General features: G+C 67.7%; 19 protein-coding genes. 15 read left to right on the top strand and 4 right to left on the bottom strand.

Annotated features, from left to right (window positions below; all coding sequences use genetic code 11):
- The first annotated feature begins 99 nt into the window (after window positions 1-99).
- Window positions 100-324 carry a hypothetical protein gene (locus OY559_RS13735; protein ID WP_277726805.1) on the top strand — a complete coding sequence of 75 codons (225 nt, stop codon included), beginning with the start codon at window positions 100-102 and terminating at the stop codon, window positions 322-324.
- A 56-nt stretch (window positions 325-380) separates the two neighbouring features.
- Here the strand turns inward: OY559_RS13735 and OY559_RS13730 are convergent, their stop codons facing one another.
- Window positions 381-929 carry a Smr/MutS family protein gene (locus tag OY559_RS13730; protein WP_277726803.1) on the bottom strand — a complete coding sequence of 183 codons (549 nt, stop codon included), beginning with the start codon at window positions 927-929 and terminating at the stop codon, window positions 381-383.
- Window positions 930-1,018: 89 nt separating this feature from the next.
- On the opposite strand from OY559_RS13730, the gene surE reads away from it, so the two are divergent.
- From surE to OY559_RS13705, 5 genes are read left to right on the top strand one after another with little or no spacing between them, the layout of a single operon-like run.
- Window positions 1,019-1,798, top strand: coding sequence for a 5'/3'-nucleotidase SurE (surE, locus tag OY559_RS13725; protein ID WP_277726802.1), 780 nt, complete (start codon window positions 1,019-1,021; stop codon window positions 1,796-1,798).
- Window positions 1,795-2,472, top strand: coding sequence for a protein-L-isoaspartate(D-aspartate) O-methyltransferase (locus OY559_RS13720; RefSeq protein WP_142124411.1), 678 nt, complete (start codon window positions 1,795-1,797; stop codon window positions 2,470-2,472). Before surE ends, OY559_RS13720 begins: the two co-directional genes overlap by 4 nt.
- Before the next feature lie 5 nt (window positions 2,473-2,477).
- Window positions 2,478-3,134: an exopolysaccharide biosynthesis protein gene (locus OY559_RS13715; RefSeq protein ID WP_277726801.1), complete on the top strand. Its 657-nt coding sequence runs from the start codon at window positions 2,478-2,480 to the stop codon at window positions 3,132-3,134.
- A 37-nt stretch (window positions 3,135-3,171) separates the two neighbouring features.
- Window positions 3,172-3,960: a peptidoglycan DD-metalloendopeptidase family protein gene (locus OY559_RS13710; RefSeq protein WP_277726800.1), complete on the top strand. Its 789-nt coding sequence runs from the start codon at window positions 3,172-3,174 to the stop codon at window positions 3,958-3,960.
- Between the two features lie 2 nt (window positions 3,961-3,962).
- Complete coding sequence (locus OY559_RS13705; RefSeq protein WP_277726799.1) at window positions 3,963-4,826, top strand: endonuclease/exonuclease/phosphatase family protein; 864 nt, start codon at window positions 3,963-3,965, stop codon at window positions 4,824-4,826.
- On the opposite strand, the gene OY559_RS13700 is transcribed toward OY559_RS13705, so the two are convergent.
- The 3 genes from OY559_RS13700 to yhbY are packed head-to-tail and all read right to left on the bottom strand — an operon-like array spanning window position 4,787 to window position 6,136.
- Window positions 4,787-5,422, bottom strand: a complete 636-nt coding sequence (locus OY559_RS13700) for a D-Ala-D-Ala carboxypeptidase family metallohydrolase (protein ID WP_277726798.1) — start codon at window positions 5,420-5,422, stop codon at window positions 4,787-4,789. The genes OY559_RS13705 and OY559_RS13700 overlap by 40 nt on opposite strands.
- Window positions 5,423-5,429: 7 nt before the next feature.
- On the bottom strand, window positions 5,430-5,807 hold the full coding sequence (locus tag OY559_RS13695; protein ID WP_277726797.1) for an Mth938-like domain-containing protein: 378 nt from the start codon (window positions 5,805-5,807) through the stop codon (window positions 5,430-5,432).
- A 23-nt stretch (window positions 5,808-5,830) separates the two neighbouring features.
- Window positions 5,831-6,136, bottom strand: a complete 306-nt coding sequence (yhbY, locus tag OY559_RS13690; RefSeq protein WP_192201551.1) for a ribosome assembly RNA-binding protein YhbY — start codon at window positions 6,134-6,136, stop codon at window positions 5,831-5,833.
- Between the two features lie 101 nt (window positions 6,137-6,237).
- Between yhbY and rlmE the strand changes: the two genes are divergently transcribed.
- From rlmE to OY559_RS13645, 9 genes are all read left to right on the top strand, one after another.
- The gene (gene rlmE / locus OY559_RS13685; RefSeq protein ID WP_277730008.1) at window positions 6,238-6,870 is read left to right on the top strand and encodes a 23S rRNA (uridine(2552)-2'-O)-methyltransferase RlmE; all 633 of its coding nucleotides are present in this window, start codon (window positions 6,238-6,240) and stop codon (window positions 6,868-6,870) included.
- A gap of 49 nt (window positions 6,871-6,919) precedes the next feature.
- Complete coding sequence (gene ftsH / locus OY559_RS13680; protein ID WP_277726796.1) at window positions 6,920-8,848, top strand: ATP-dependent zinc metalloprotease FtsH; 1,929 nt, start codon at window positions 6,920-6,922, stop codon at window positions 8,846-8,848.
- A gap of 189 nt (window positions 8,849-9,037) precedes the next feature.
- The gene (folP, locus tag OY559_RS13675; protein WP_277726795.1) at window positions 9,038-9,937 is read left to right on the top strand and encodes a dihydropteroate synthase; all 900 of its coding nucleotides are present in this window, start codon (window positions 9,038-9,040) and stop codon (window positions 9,935-9,937) included.
- Window positions 9,938-9,994: 57 nt separating this feature from the next.
- Complete coding sequence (gene miaA, locus OY559_RS13670) at window positions 9,995-10,945, top strand: tRNA (adenosine(37)-N6)-dimethylallyltransferase MiaA (RefSeq protein WP_277726794.1); 951 nt, start codon at window positions 9,995-9,997, stop codon at window positions 10,943-10,945.
- A gap of 173 nt (window positions 10,946-11,118) precedes the next feature.
- A complete protein-coding gene (gene hfq, locus OY559_RS13665; RefSeq protein WP_062355623.1) occupies window positions 11,119-11,397 on the top strand; it encodes an RNA chaperone Hfq in 279 nt (92 codons plus the stop codon).
- A 34-nt stretch (window positions 11,398-11,431) separates the two neighbouring features.
- Window positions 11,432-12,772, top strand: coding sequence for a ribosome rescue GTPase HflX (gene hflX / locus OY559_RS13660; RefSeq protein WP_277726793.1), 1,341 nt, complete (start codon window positions 11,432-11,434; stop codon window positions 12,770-12,772).
- Between the two features lie 235 nt (window positions 12,773-13,007).
- Complete coding sequence (gene hflK / locus OY559_RS13655; RefSeq protein ID WP_277726792.1) at window positions 13,008-14,138, top strand: FtsH protease activity modulator HflK; 1,131 nt, start codon at window positions 13,008-13,010, stop codon at window positions 14,136-14,138.
- The gene (hflC, locus tag OY559_RS13650) at window positions 14,135-14,998 is read left to right on the top strand and encodes a protease modulator HflC (protein WP_277726791.1); all 864 of its coding nucleotides are present in this window, start codon (window positions 14,135-14,137) and stop codon (window positions 14,996-14,998) included. The genes hflK and hflC overlap by 4 nt, the downstream gene beginning before the upstream one ends.
- Before the next feature lie 94 nt (window positions 14,999-15,092).
- On the top strand, window positions 15,093-15,278 hold the full coding sequence (locus tag OY559_RS13645) for a DUF2065 domain-containing protein (protein ID WP_277726790.1): 186 nt from the start codon (window positions 15,093-15,095) through the stop codon (window positions 15,276-15,278).
- The last annotated feature ends 42 nt before the right edge of the window (window positions 15,279-15,320 follow it).

Genomic DNA, 15,320 nt, shown 5'->3' with positions numbered 1-15,320 from the left:
CAGCAGGCGTATAAGCGGAAACAGGCGTCCCCAGCGCCGATCGGCAGCTGACGGCTGGAGGGCGCTCCACAGGTTCTTTCCACACGCCGGAGGGTCGCCATGAACACCATGCTTCGCCTTGCAGTTGTGTTGTCCGTCTGCGCCTTGCTGGCTGCATGCGCCAGTACCCGAGGAACCGCCAGTTCATCGCCGCCCGTCCAGCGTCAATTGACCGCTGAACAGCAGTACATCGCCTATGTCGAGCGGATCGCCAAGCGTCGCGGCATCCACCTGACATGGGTGAATCCGCCGCGGATCGAAGACCGCACCACCGACAAGCAGTGAGTTGCACTCCCTGCGTGATCACCCCATGCCGTCGGCACACCGGCATGGGGGCGTGATCAACGACGGTTTCGTGCCAGCAATACCAGCACCGCCCCCGTGCCACCCTGCGCAGGCGGCGCCGAATGGAACGCCAGCACGTCCGCGCGCTGGCGCAATATCCGGTCCACGAGATTCTTCAGTACCGGTGCATCGCCATCGGAGCGCTGGCCTTTGCCATGGATCACGCGCACGCAGCCGTGATCATGGGCATGGGCTTCCGCGAAGAACCGGCGCAGCAGTCCCTCGGCCTGCAGCGCGGTGGCGCCGTGCAGGTCCAGTTCGTCCTGCACCGAGAACTGCCCACGCTTGAGGCGCTGGAAGGCGCGCGCCGAAAGCACTTCGCGACGATGGCTCAGTACATCGCCGGCGGACCTCGCATCCAGGGTTTCCATGCCGCGCTGGAATTCTCCAAGCGCTTCGTGCTCGTCGCGCTCAGCCATGCGCGCCGAAGGCCGCGGTGGCGGCTTGCGTGGCGGCGGCGGGGCTTCCTGCAGCCGCCGCACCTCGCCGATCGCGTCGCGGAACAGCGAGGCATCGTCGTCATCGGGAGGCGTGGGGCGGGACATGCCATCAGCGTAGCGGCATCGCCGCGTGACGCAAGCGCGGGAAGCAGCGGCGCGCTTCCGGTATCATGGGGCCGTCCTCGAGGAAACCCATGCGCGTACTGGTCAGCAACGACGACGGCGTCGACGCCCCCGGCATCCGAATCCTGGCAGAAGGCCTGCGCAGCGCGGGCCACGAAGTGTACGTGGTCGCTCCCGACCGCGACCGCTCGGGTGCCAGCAATTCCCTGACGCTGGACCTGCCGATCCGGCTCAAGCGCATCGATCACTACACCTGCAGCGTGGCGGGCACGCCGACGGACTGCGTGCACCTGGCATTGACCGGGATGCTGGAATTCGAGCCCGACATCGTGGTGTCGGGCATCAACAACACGGCCAACCTGGGCGACGACGTCATCTACTCCGGCACGGTGTCGGCGGCGATGGAAGGCCGTTTCCTCGGCTTGCCGGCGGTGGCGATGTCGCTGGTCACCCGCAACCACGATGCGAAGCACTATGAGACCGCCGCGCGAGCCGCCGTGGAGATCGTGGCCCGGCTCAAGTCCGATCCGCTGCCGGCGGACACCATCCTCAACGTCAACGTACCTGATCTGGCCTGGTCCGATCTGCGAGGTTTCGAGGTCACCCGTCTCGGCAATCGCCACCGCTCCGAGCCGTGCGTGCCGCAGCCCGACCCGCGCGGCCGTACCGTGTACTGGATCGGTCCCGCGGGGCGCGAGCAGGACGCAGGCCCCGGCACCGATTTCCATGCCGTGCGCACCGGCCATATTTCCATCACGCCGATCCATGTCGATCTGACGCGCTACCAGGCGCTGGAAAAGGTCGCCGGATGGGTGGGTGGATTGACCGCCGCCCTCGAGGACTCCCCATGACGCCACGGTTGCGTCTGCAGCCCGAGGCCGTCGGCATGGGCATGACCTCGCAGCGCGTGCGCGATCGCCTGGTCGAGCGCCTGCGCGAGTCCGGCATCGCCGATGAGCGCGTGCTCAATGCCATCCGCACGCTGCCGCGCCACCTGTTCGTCGATGAGGCGCTGGCGACGCGCGCCTATGAGGACACGGCGCTGCCGATCGGCCACAGCCAGACCATTTCCCAGCCCTGGGTGGTGGCGAGGATGACCGAGGTGCTGCTGGAAACCTCGCCGAAGAAGGTGTTGGAGATCGGCACGGGTTCGGGCTACCAGGCGGCGGTGCTCGCCATGCTTGGACTCGAAGTGCATACCGTCGAGCGCATCGGCGACCTGCTGCGGCAAGCCCGCAAGCGCCTGCGCCAGTTGGGCATGAATGTGCGCAGCAAGCACGACGACGGGCGCATCGGCTGGGCCGAGCACGGCCCGTACGATGCGATCATCGTGACCGCCGCTGCGCCCGCACTGGTGCCCGTGCTGGTGGAGCAACTCGCAGTGGGCGGACAACTTGTCGCGCCCGTCGGCGGCAGCGGTTCGCAGTCGCTGGTGCGCCTGCTGAAGCGCCCGGATGGCAGCGTGGAGGAAACCACGCTGGCGCCGGTGGTATTCGTGCCGCTGCTGTCGGGAACCCTGGATTGAGCGGCGTGACGGATCCGCGACACGACGGCGATGCGCTCGATCAGGCGGCTTCGCTGGGCGAGCAACTGGCGGACATCATCGAGCGCCTTCCTCCGGACACGCTGAGCCTGGGTGAACTGCTGGATGTCTTCAGCGACGAAGGCCTGCTGCTGCTGACCATCCTGCTGACGCTGGTGTTCCTGATCCCGGTGTCGATCCCGGGCGTCAGCACCGTGTTTGGCGCGGCCATCCTGCTGGTCGGAGTAAGCCGGCTGATCAATCGGCCGTTGTGGCTGCCGGCGCGCGTGAAGGACAAGGCACTGCCGGCCGATCGCCTGCGTCCGGGCCTGGTCGGAGGGCTGGTATGGGTCCGCCGGATGGAGAAGATCAGCCGGCCACGCCGCCTGCGCTTCTTCGTCGATGGTGTGGGGCAGGGGACGCTCAACAATCTTGCTTTCATCCTCGCGGCGCTGCTGTTGATGGCACCGTTCGGATTCGTCCCATTCAGCAATACCCTGCCAGCCTTGGCGTTGCTGTTGTATGCCATCGGCTTCATCCAGCGCGACGGGGGTGCGATCCTGCTGGGCCATCTGGCCAACATCGGCACCATCGTCTACTTCAGTGTGCTGATCGGCGGCGGCGGCGTCGCTGTGCGCGAACTGTTCCAGCGATTGACCGGTTGAAGCCGCCAAGCCACGCCTTGAGGAAACGACTCCACGCATGACCACGACGCTCCGCTCCGGCAATCGAATGACGCGCGCCCTCCTGATCGGCTTCGCCGTGGCGATGCTGGGCGCCTGCTCGACCACGGTGGTACGCGAACCGTCCTCGTCATCCACCCGCAAACCTTCGCAGGCCAAGCCGGGCACGACGGTACGCGTGCAGCGTGGCGATACCCTGTTCGGCATCGCATTCCGCAATGGGGTCGACGTCAACGACCTCGCGCGCTGGAACGGCATCGCGCCGCCGTACACGATCTATCCGGGGCAGTCGTTGAAGCTGTATCCAGGCAGCGCAGGCACGCGGACGACCGCGACGACGACACCCTCCAGGCCCGCCACCGGTGCGACGACGCGCCCGACGCCGCCTCCCGCTCCGGTCACGCGCCCTGTTGCGACGCCAGCACCGGTGAATGCCGGATTCTCGTGGCGTTGGCCTGCGGAAGGCCATCTGATCGGACGTTTCGCTGCCGGTGACGCCACCAAGCAGGGCATCGACATCGCAGGCAGCAGCGGCCAGGCGGTGCGCGCGGCGGCGGACGGCGTAGTGGTGTACTCCGGCGCCGGCCTGGTGGGCTATGGCGAACTGATCATCATCAAGCACAGCGAAGCCTGGCTGTCCGCCTACGGCCACAACCGCAAGCGGCTGGTGAATGAAGGCCAGAACATCAAGGCGGGCCAGCAGATCGCCGAAATGGGCAGCAGCGGTGCCTCGCGCGAAATGCTTCATTTCGAGATCCGCCACGACGGCAAACCCGTCGATCCGCTGCAGTATCTGCCGAAGCGCTGAACATGTTTCCGCTTATCCTGCCAGCGTGGTGGAAGCCGGTCCTGGCGGCCCTGTTGGTGATCCTGGTGCTGGCCCTGACCGCGTGCCAGCGTCCACGCAGCAAGCAAACTCCATCGACCGTCGATGTGGTCACCCTCAATCTGTGGCACGACAAGCAGGACTGGCCTCATCGCCGGGACATGATCTTTGCCGAGTTGAAAACCCTGGCGCCTGACGTGATCGTATTGCAGGAAGTGCTGCAGGACGCGGCCTTGCCCAACCAGGCGCAGGTGCTGGCATCACGCCTGGGCTACCAGTACCGGTTCTTCTCGGCCGATGCGCCGCAACAAGCGCGACGGTATGGCAACGCAATCCTGGTCAAAGGCGCGATAGAACAGTCGCGTGAAGTGAAGCTCGCGCCACTCGACGATTACCGGAATGCGGGCTGGGTCCGGACGACGGTGCACGGCATCCCGTTGAACGTCTACGTGACCCATCTGCATTACAAGCCGGAGGGCGGGGCGATTCGCGCCGAGCAGATCGGGGGCGTGCTCGCGCTGATCGACGAGACGGCCGGTGACGCACCCTCGATCATCGGCGGCGACTTCAACACGCGTTCGGACACGCCGGAACTGGCGCCGCTGCGCGTGCGCTTCCTCGAAGCGTACTCGGAGGCGCACGCGGGCGTGGACACCAACACGCCGGTGCACACCACGCTCAACACGCATCTGGGTCATCCGGCGATCCGCATCGATCACGTCTTCGCCCAGCGCGATGCGTTCCGCGTCGTCGACGCGGACATCATCCTTGACCAGTCCGACGCGAAGGGCGCCTGGCCGTCCGACCACTACGGTGTCCGGGTGCGGTTGGCCCGCGCGGCCGACTGAGCCGCCGCGCCGGTGGCGCACAGTGAGGTTCCGCGCCGGTGGTCGTTGCCCCAGGTGCGGTGCCCGGACGTATCGATGTGGATCCTGGTCGGGGTGTAGAAGCCCAGTCCCATCGCCAGTGACGAACCCCGCGTGCGCCAGAACTCGCACAGGGCGCTTGCCTGGCTGCCGTCGGCGAGGTCGAAATCCAGCGCATTGTTGAGGAGGTGGCGGCTGCGGGTGCTCCCTCCCGAACAGCGGTTCAGCACGGCGGACCGGTAACCGGAGCGCGCGTTGCTGCCTTCGACGATGCCCAAGGCCTGCAATTGCGCGACCACGCGGAGGGTCGGCACGATGGCGGCGGCGCGGTCGGAAGGGGGCAGCAGGAATTCCGGCGCCTGGCAGGTCCGCCAGCGGCGGCTGGAGCGCAGCAGCGCATGCATCGGCACCACATCGCCGACACCGGCGTCGGTCAGCATGCGCTCGTAAGCGATCAGGCTCTGTGCGCCAGCGCCCTGCCGCCAATGATCGTAGCGCTGCCCGGCATCCGGTGCAGTCCGGGTGCATGCGGTGGCGAACAGGATGACGGGCAGCAGGAGCAGGTGCCGCATCGCCATGACGCGGTCAGCGTGGCGCCAGCAGGAACCCGGCCACGACCTTGCGCGATTCGCTGGCCAGCACGTTGAACGTGCGGGCGGCGGCGGCGTTCGTCATGACCTCAAGACCGATCCCCTGGCGCAGGCAGGCGGCCATCACCGCGGCTGGCGGAAATACCTGTCGGTCGCCGGTGCCCAGCAGGACCACTTCCGGCTTCAGCGCCAGCAGCGGCGCCAGATCGTCCGGTGCAAGCGAAGCGCTGTCGCGTACCGGCCAGTCTTCGACGAGTTGCTGCGGTGAGAGGATGAAGCTGGCCGACAGCGTCCGGTCGTTCACCCGGGCGGACTGGCCGTCGGCGGACCGCAGGGTGAAGGCGTAGTCGGGCAGTTCGTGGTTCAGTTGCATGGCGGGCGACCTGCGCGCCGGGATCAGCCGCGCGGCAGCACGATGTGCCGGCGTTCCTTGCTGGGCCGATACAGCACGGCCGTGTGGCCGATGCGCTGCACCAGGGCGGCGTCGGCCTTGTCGGCCAGATCGTCGATCATTGCATCGCGGGCGTCGCGGTCCTCGCCGGCGACCTTCACCTTGACCAGTTCGTGCTGCTCGAGCACGGCATCCAGCTCGGCGATGAAGGCCGGCGTGACTCCCTTGTTGCCGATCTGCAGCAGCGCCTTCAGGTCGTGGGCCTGGCCGCGCAGGAAACGGGTCTGGGCAGCGGTCAGGGCAACAGGCATGCGGCACGGTACGGGTTCAAAAGGGTGATCAGGGTATCATGGCCACCCCCACGAACGGCTCCGGCGGCTCCCGTCGCAGCGTGCCCGGAGACCTCGCCGACATGGCTACCCGCAGCAAGAGCAGCCAGCGCTGGCTGAAGGAACACTTCTCCGATCCCTACGTGAAGAAGGCCCAGGCCGAGGGCTTGAGGTCGCGGGCTGCCTACAAGCTGGAAGAACTGCTGGAGCGCGACCGACTGCTCAAGCCGGGCATGGTCGTGGTCGACCTGGGCGCCGCGCCGGGCGGCTGGTCGCAGTTCGTCCGCCAGGCGATGGGCGACAGCGGCCGGGTGGTGGCCATGGACATCCTGGACATGCCGCCTCTGGCGGGCGTGGACTTCCTTCATGGGGATTTCAGGGAAGACAGCGTCCTATCCCAGCTGGAAGCCATGCTGGACGGCGCTCCCGTGGACCTTGTGCTGTCGGATATGGCCCCCAATAAGAGTGGTGTGGATGCGGTCGACCAGCCGCGGATGATGCACCTGGCGGAGTTGGCGATGGAGTTCGCCGACAGCCACCTGAAGCCGGGCGGGGCGTTCCTGATCAAGTTGTTCCAGGGCACCGGTTCCGACGACTACATCCGCGAGCTTCGCCGCCGCTATGACAAGGTGGCGATCCGCAAGCCGGACGCGTCCCGCAAGCGCTCCCCCGAGGTGTATGCCTTGGGACAGGGCAAGCGGATCCAGATCAAGTAAGGTGACGTAAAGTGCGTATTACGAAAGAGGAACGCCGGAGCCGATGAGGATGAACGACCTGACCAAGAATCTGCTGCTGTGGGTAGTCGTCGCCGTCGTGCTGATGGTCGTCTTCCAGAGCTTCTCGCCCAAGGGCGGGGCGACTGCCACTGGCGGGCCGATCACCTATTCCGAGTTCCTGCAGGAAGTCGAATCCGGTCGCGTGGCATCGGTGGAGTTCACCAACGAGAGCAACCTCGCCACCAACGCCATTGCCTTCAAGCGCAAGGACAGTTCGAGCGGTACGGTCTACGGTCCGCAGGACGACAAGCTCGTCGACACGCTGCTCAGCAAGAACGTCACCATCGACCGCGAGCAGCCCGAGAGCGGCATCTCGCTGGTCGCCATCCTGCTGAACTTCCTGCCCGTGCTGCTGATCATCGGCTTCTGGATCTTCATCATGCGCCAGATGCAGGGCGGTGGTGGCGGTGCCAAGGGCGCGATGTCCTTCGGCAAGTCGCGCGCCAAGCTGCAGGGCGAGGACCAGGTGAAGGTGACCTTCGCGGACGTCGCCGGCTGCGACGAGGCGAAGGAAGAAGTCGGCGAACTGGTCGAGTTCCTGCGCGACCCGGGCAAGTTCCAGAAGCTGGGCGGCAAGATCCCGCGCGGCGTGCTGATGGTCGGCCAGCCCGGCACCGGCAAGACGCTGCTGGCCAAGGCCATCGCCGGCGAAGCCAAGGTGCCGTTCTTCAGCATTTCCGGTTCGGATTTCGTCGAGATGTTCGTCGGCGTCGGCGCCAGCCGCGTGCGCGACATGTTCGAGCAGGCCAAGAAGCACGCCCCCTGCATCATCTTCATCGACGAGATCGACGCCGTCGGCCGCCACCGCGGTGCCGGCCTGGGCGGCGGTCATGACGAGCGCGAGCAGACCTTGAACCAGTTGCTGGTCGAGATGGACGGCTTCGAGGGTGGCGAAGGCGTCATCGTCATCGCCGCCACCAACCGTCCCGACGTGCTGGACCCGGCGCTGCTGCGTCCGGGTCGCTTCGACCGCCAGGTCGTGGTGGGTCTGCCGGACGTGAAGGGCCGCGAGCAGATCCTGCGCGTGCACATGCGCAAACTGCCGCTGGCCGATGACGTCGAGCCGATGGTGATCGCCCGTGGTACGCCCGGCTTCAGCGGTGCCGACCTGGCCAACCTCGCCAACGAAGCGGCGCTGTTCGCCGCGCGCGAGAACGCGAAGGAAGTCCGCATGGACCACTTCGACCGTGCGCGCGACAAGATCCTGATGGGCGCCGAACGCCGTTCGATGGCGATGAGCGAGGACGAAAAGACGCTCACCGCCTACCACGAGGCAGGCCATGCCATCGTCGGCCGCCTGGTGCCGGAACACGACCCGGTCTACAAGGTCACCATCATCCCGCGCGGCCGCGCGCTGGGCGTGACGATGTACCTGCCGGAGGGCGACAAGTATTCGCTCAACCGCGTCGCCATCGAATCGCAGCTGTGTTCGCTGTATGGCGGCCGCGTCGCCGAGGAGTTGATCTTCGGTGCCGACAAGGTCACCACCGGCGCCTCCAACGACATCGAGCGAGCCACCAAGATGGCCCGCAACATGGTCACCAAGTGGGGCCTGAGCGACGAGATGGGCCCGATCGCCTATGGCGAGGAAGAGGACGAAGTCTTCCTCGGCCGCTCGGTCACCCAGCACAAGAATGTCTCCAACGAGACCGCGCGCCGGATCGATGAAGTCGTCCGCGCCATCCTGGATCGCGCCTATGCGCGTACCAAGACGATCCTGACGGAGAACATGGACAAGCTGCACACCATGTCGCAGCTGTTGCTGGAGTACGAAACGATCGACGTGCCGCAGATCGACGCCATCATGGAAGGGCGCGAGCCGCCGCCGCCGATGGGCTGGAACAAGACCGGCAAGGACGACGACAAGCCCGAGTCGCGTCCGCTGCCGCCGATCGGTGGACCGGCCGCGCAGACCTGAGGCGCGTTGATCCACCCGTCGCGTGACGCGAAGGCCTGGCCATGCCAGGCCTTCGTCGTTTCGGTCTGGCGGGAGCGACGCAGGTCGCGATGCTTCGCGCGTCGCGGCCCTCGGATGATGAGTCGCGACTGGCGTCGCTCCCACAACGGGGTGCGCTCTACAATGCGCGCAGCACATCCGGAGAAGCGCATGTTCGACACCGTCCCCCAGCTCGACTGCGCCGGCCGCATCCTCCGGCTTGACCGCCCGCAGGTCATGGGCATCGTCAACGTCACCCCGGATTCGTTCTCCGACGGTGGCGCGCACGACACCACCGAGGCCGCCGTCGCGCATGCGCTGAGGCTGGTGGAAGAGGGCGCGGACCTGCTCGACATCGGGGGCGAATCCACGCGTCCCGGCGCGGACGAGGTGCCGGTCGAGGAAGAGCTGCGCCGCGTCGTGGCGGTGATCGAGCGTCTTGCCGCGCAGGTCGCGGTACCGATCAGCATCGATACCTCCAAGCCGGACGTGATGCGCGCGGCCGTGCAGGCCGGCGCGGGCATGATCAACGACGTCTACGGCCTGCGCCGCGACGGTGCGCTCGACGCCGCCGCGGCACTCGGTGTCCCGGTGGTCCTGATGCACATGCAGGGCGAGCCGCGTTCGATGCAGGCCGCCCCGCAATACGACGACGTTGTCGGCGAGGTGCACCGGTTCCTCGCCGAGCGCATCTTCGCGGCCGAAATGGCCGGCATCGCGAAGAAGCACATCGTCATCGATCCCGGCTTCGGTTTCGGCAAGGACACCCCACACAACCTGCAGTTGCTGGCGCAGCTGGAGCGGTTCGTCGAGCTCGGCGTGCCGGTGCTGGCGGGCCTGTCGCGCAAGCGCAGCATCGGGCAGCTCACCGGCCGTGAGGTGCCGGCCGACCGCGTGTCCGGATCGGTGGCCGCGCACTTGATCGCCACGCAGCGCGGCGCGGCCATCGTGCGGGTACACGACGTGGCCGCCACGGTGGATGCGTTGAAGATATGGAATGCCGTCGCGGCCATCCCGGCGCCCCGCAAGCCGACCGCCGCGCCGACGATCCGCTGGCCCGACGACGAGTAGATGGCCGGCCCAGCCGCCACGCCGGGCTGCGTGGCGGGCGGATGCGACAATGCCCTCATGCCGCTCGATGCCCGTCCCCTCGCCATCGCCATCATGGGCCCGACCGCGTCGGGCAAGACCGCGTTCGCGCTGGAAGTGGCGCAACGTTTCAATGGCGAGATCGTCAGCGTCGATTCGGCATTGGTCTATCGCGGCCTCGACATCGGCGCGGCCAAACCCACGGCGGAAGAGCAGGCATGCGTGTCGCATCACCTGCTGGACGTGCGTGACCCGTGGCAGGCGTATTCCGCCGCCGAGTTCGCGCAGGACGCACGCGGCGCGCTGGACGGCATCGCATCGCGCGGACGATTGCCGATCCTCGCAGGCGGCACGGGACTCTACTTCCAGGCCCTGCTCGAAGGGTTGGCCGCCATGCCGGCGGCAGACACCGCATTGCGCGCCGGCATCACCGCAGAAGCGCAAGCGCAGGGCTGGCCGACCCTGCATGCGGCGCTGGCCCAGGTCGATCCCGCCGCCGCCGCGCGCATCCATGCCACCGACCCGCAGCGCATCCAGCGTGCGCTGGAGGTGTACCGGCTCACCGGCAAGCCCATCAGCCAGTGGCAGCGCGAAGCACGCGGCATGCGCCTGCCGTTCCGCGTGCTGAAGCTGGTACTCGCACCGGCCGACCGCACCGTGCTGCATGAGCGCATCGCGCGTCGCTTCGACCTGATGCTCGAACAGGGCTTCCTCGACGAGGTCCACCGCCTGCGCGCACTGCCCGCCATGCAGGCCGTCGCCGCGCCCCTCGATCTGCCCGCAGTGCGTGCCGTGGGCTATCGCCAGGCGTGGGAGTACCTCGACGGCCAGGGCGATGCGGCGACCTTCCGCGAGCGCGCCATCGCCGCCACCCGCCAGCTCGCCAAGCGCCAGCTGACCTGGTTGCGCGGAGAACTGGACGCACGCTGGTTCGATCCGGCCACCGATCGCGCCCGCCTGGACGACGCACTGGCCCTGTTCCTGCCGTGATCGTGGGCCGTTTGGGCCACATTGTCCGGAATTGGGACCCGTTGCCTGACTTGGCAACGCCCCGCCGGGCCGATGTTGTGTAACATCGGGGCTCCGGGACGACAGGGGAGCAGTTCGTCGGCCCGGCACGGCACCACATACCTAACTATAAGAACGCAAGGCGGGAGTACGTCATGTCCAAGGGGCAATCCCTGCAGGATCCTTTCCTGAATGCACTGCGGCGCGAGCGCGTCCCGGTGTCGGTCTACCTGGTCAACGGCATCAAGCTGCAGGGCACCATCGAATCCTTCGACCAGTTCGTGGTCCTGCTGCGCAACACGGTCAGCCAGATGGTCTACAAGCACGCCATTTCCACCGTGGTGCCGGCGCGCAACGTGCGCGTGGGGCCGGGCGGCGGCTACGTGCAGCAGGGTGACGAAGACGCCGAAGGCGGCGACGACGAAACCGCGTGATAATGCGTGCCTCGATTGAAGAGGCACGACCCCATTGTTTGAAAGATCCCGCAAGGGCGAGCATGCGCTGCTGATCCAGCCGCATGCCGGCGGCCGTCCCGACGACGGCCTCACCGAAGAGTTCAGCGATCTCGCACGTTCGGCCGGCGCGACCGTCGCCGCGCTGCTGACGGCGCGCATCGACCGTCCCAATCCCTCCACGCTGATCGGCAGCGGCAAGCTGGAGGAAGTGAAGGCCGCCGCCGATGCCACCGGCGCCGACCTCATCCTGGTCAACTTCCCGCTGTCGCCGGGCCAGGAACGCAACCTGGAAAAACTCCTGCAGCGCCGCGTGCTGGACCGCACGGGGCTGATCCTGGACATCTTCGCGCAGCGTGCGCGCAGCCACGAGGGCAAGCTGCAGGTGGAACTGGCGCAGCTGCGCCACATGGCCACGCGACTGATCCGCGGCTGGACCCACCTGGAGCGCCAGCGCGGCGGTTCCATCGGCCTGCGCGGCCCCGGCGAAACCCAGCTGGAAACCGACCGCCGCCTGCTGCAGAAGCGCGTCGAACAACTGCAGAAGCGGCTGGAAAAAGTGGAAGTGCAGCGCACCCAGATGCGCCGTGCCCGCGTGCGCAGCGAACTGCCGCGCGTCGCGCTGGTGGGTTACACCAACGCCGGCAAATCCACCCTGTTCAACGTACTGACCGGCGCCGAGGCCTACGCCGCAGACCAACTGTTCGCCACGCTGGACCCCACCGTGCGCCGCATCGACCTGCCGGGCGGCGCGGTGGTGCTGGCCGATACCGTGGGCTTCGTGCGCGACCTGCCGCACGAACTGGTCGCCGCCTTCCGCTCCACCCTGAGCGAAGCGCGCGAAGCCGACCTGCTGCTGCACGTCATCGACGCCGCCGACCCGCACCGCGAGGAACGCATCGCGCAGGTCGACGAGGTGCTGCAGGAAATCGGCGCTGGCGACCTGCCGCAGATGCTGGTGTTCAACAAGATCGACCGCATCGAAGGCGCCGAACCGCGCCACGACCAGCCCGATCCCGGTGTAGACGAAGGCGACGCCCCCAGCGCCGGCATGGGCCGCGAGCGCGTCTGGCTGTCCGCACGCGACGGCGTCGGCATCGACCTGCTGAAGGGCGCGCTGGCGCAGCGACTGGGCTTCCAGCGCGTGCGCGGCGAACTGCACCTGCCGGCGAACTCCGCGCGCCTGCGCTCGCGCCTGCATGCGCTGGGCGCGGTGCTGGCAGAGGATTTCGAAGAGAACGGCTGGCGCGTCACCCTCGACCTGGCCCTGGCCGACGCGCAGCGCTTGGCCTCGCAAGCCGGCGGGCATCCGCTGGAGGCGCTGCTGCCGAAGGTGGAGCGGGAAGACTGGCAGTAGGGATGGCGGGTCCCGCGGTTGTGGGTGTGGATGTGGGAGCGACGTAAGTCGCGAAGCTCTTCCCCGGCAAACCCGCAAGATTGGCGTGGCCCGTTCGCGACTTACGTCGCTCCCACAGGAGAGCGGGGCGGGGGCATGACCTCCCGGCCTTGCCTCCCGGCCGGGCCGCCCCTATCTAGTAGAATCGAAACCTGCGTGGGCCCCGGCCGCGCGAATCTTTCAATACGGAGTGGGCATGGCCTGGAACACCCCTGGCAGTGGCGGCGGCGGATCTGGCAACAACGGCAACCGGAACAACAACTGGAAGCCGCGCACCCCGCAGGGAGGCGGTGGCATCGGCGACGTACTCGACCGCCTGCGCGGCCTGTTCGGCGGCTTCGGCGGTGGCGGCAATCCGCTGCGCTGGGTGCTGCTGGGCGTGGGCATCCTGGTGCTGTTCTCCAGCTTCCAGCTGATCGGCGAACAGGACCGCGGCGTCGTGCTGCGCTTCGGCCAGTACGTGCGCACCATGCAGCCCGGCCCGAACTTCAAGTTCCCCTGGCCCATCGAAAGCGTCACCAAGGTCAACGCCACCGGCGTGCGCACCTTCAGCAACAGCCTGCCGGTGCTGACGCGTGACGAGAACATCATCACCGTGTCGTTCAACGTGCAGTACCGCGTGGGCGATCCCAAGCTGTTCCTGTTCGGCACCACCGACGCCACCCGCGTGCTGGAGCAGACCGCGCAGAGCGCGGTGCGCGAAGTGATCGGCCGTTCCGACCTGGACGCCGCGCTCAACAACCGCGGCCCGCTGTCGGCCACCGCCGGCACCGCGCTGCAGGCCTCGCTGGAGGCGTACCGCACCGGCCTGGTCGTCACCGAGCTGAGCCTGCAGGACGCCCGCCCGCCGGAAGCCGTCAAGCCGGCGTTCGACGAGGTCAACAGCGCGCAGCAGGAGAACGAGCGCCTGGTGTCGCAGGCACGCGCTGTCGCGGCCAAGATCGTGCCCGAGGCGCGCGGCGACGCGCAGCAGATCCGTACCCAGGCCGAAGGCTACAAGACCGCCGCCATCGCCAAGGCGACCGGTGACGCGACCCGCTTCAGCCTGCTGCTGGACGAATACCGCAACGCCCCCGAAGTCACCCGCAAGCGCCTGTGGCTGGATACCGTGCAACAGGTGCTGGCCGACAACCGCAAGGTGGTCGGTGGCGACAGCCGCCAGCTGATCTACGTGCCCATGGGCAACGCCGCGGGCTCGTCCTCCGGCCAGCTGCCCGCGGGCGTGATTCCCACCGAAATGATGCCGCCCGTGGAAAGCACCCCGTCCAGTTCCCGCAATGCGGTGCGCTCACCGCGCCCGGCCGGCCGTGAGGAGGCGCAGCCATGAGGAATTCCCTGATCGTCGGTATCGTCGTGGCCGTCCTGCTGGGCCTGATGGGCTCGGTCTACGTGGTGCGCGAAGGGCAGGTGGGCCTGGTGCTCAACCTGGGTCGCGTGGTGCGCAGCGAGATCGGCCCCGGCCTGCATTTCAAGCTGCCGCTGCTGGAAACCGCGCGCGTGTTCGATCGCCGCTTCACCGCCAACGAGTTCCCGCCGGAACGCTCGCTGACCTCCGAGCGCAAGGATGTCAGCGTCGACTTCATCGCCATCGGCTTCATCGTCAACGCGGCGGACTTCTACCGCGCCACCGGCGGCCAGGCCGAACTGGCCACCGAGCGCCTGGCGCCCATCATCAAGGAATCGCTGCGCAACGAGATCAACTCGCGCACGCTGACCCAGCTGGTGTCGGGCAACCGCAACGAACTGATCGAGAAGCAGCTGCCCGGCATCAATGCCGGCGCCAAGAACCTGGGCATGCAGGTGGTGGACATCCGCTTCAAGCAGATCGACCTGCCCACCGACAGCGAAGTCATCGACCAGGTCTACAACCGCATGCGCGCCGAACGCACGCAGGTGGCGAGCGCCCTGCGCGCGCAGGGTGCCGAGCAGGCGCGGATCGTGCAGGCGCAGGCCCAGCGTGACGTCGCGGTGCTGCTGGCCGAAGCCGAGCGCGATGCGCAGAAGCTGCGCGGCGAAGGCGATGCCGAAGCCGCCCGCCTGTACGGCGTGGCCGCCAACCGCGACCCCGCGTTCTACGCCTTCCAGCGCAGCCTGGAGGCCTACCGCGTCTCGTTCAAGGACGGGCAGGGCGTGATCGTGCTGGACAAGGACGACCCCTTCCTCCAGTACATGCGCAGCGATCGCTGAGCCTCTACCACCGGCCGCCCCAGGGCGGCCGGTGCCGTTTCAGCCCTCTGTCTTTCATCGCCCTGCGCTTGGTCGCGGGGCCGGGAATCCGTCCATGTCCGACCTCTGGTCCGCCCTGTGCCTCGTCGCCATCCTCGAAGGCCTGGTGCTGTTCGCCATTCCCGCCGGGTGGAAGCGCGCCGTGCTGCAACTGCTGCAGATGTCCGACGGCCAGGTGCGCGCGGTCGGCGGCTTCATCCTGATCTTCGGGCTGACGTTCCTGTGGGTGTTGAAGCGATGAACGGAAGTGCCGGGGCAGGGTAGCCCCCGTCCCCCGAAACCC

The sequence above is a fragment of the Pseudoxanthomonas sp. SE1 genome (assembly GCF_029542205.1).
GTDB lineage: Bacteria > Pseudomonadota > Gammaproteobacteria > Xanthomonadales > Xanthomonadaceae > Pseudoxanthomonas_A.
Note: the sequence above shows the minus strand (reverse complement) of the source record. Positions and strands in the feature narration are given on the sequence as shown.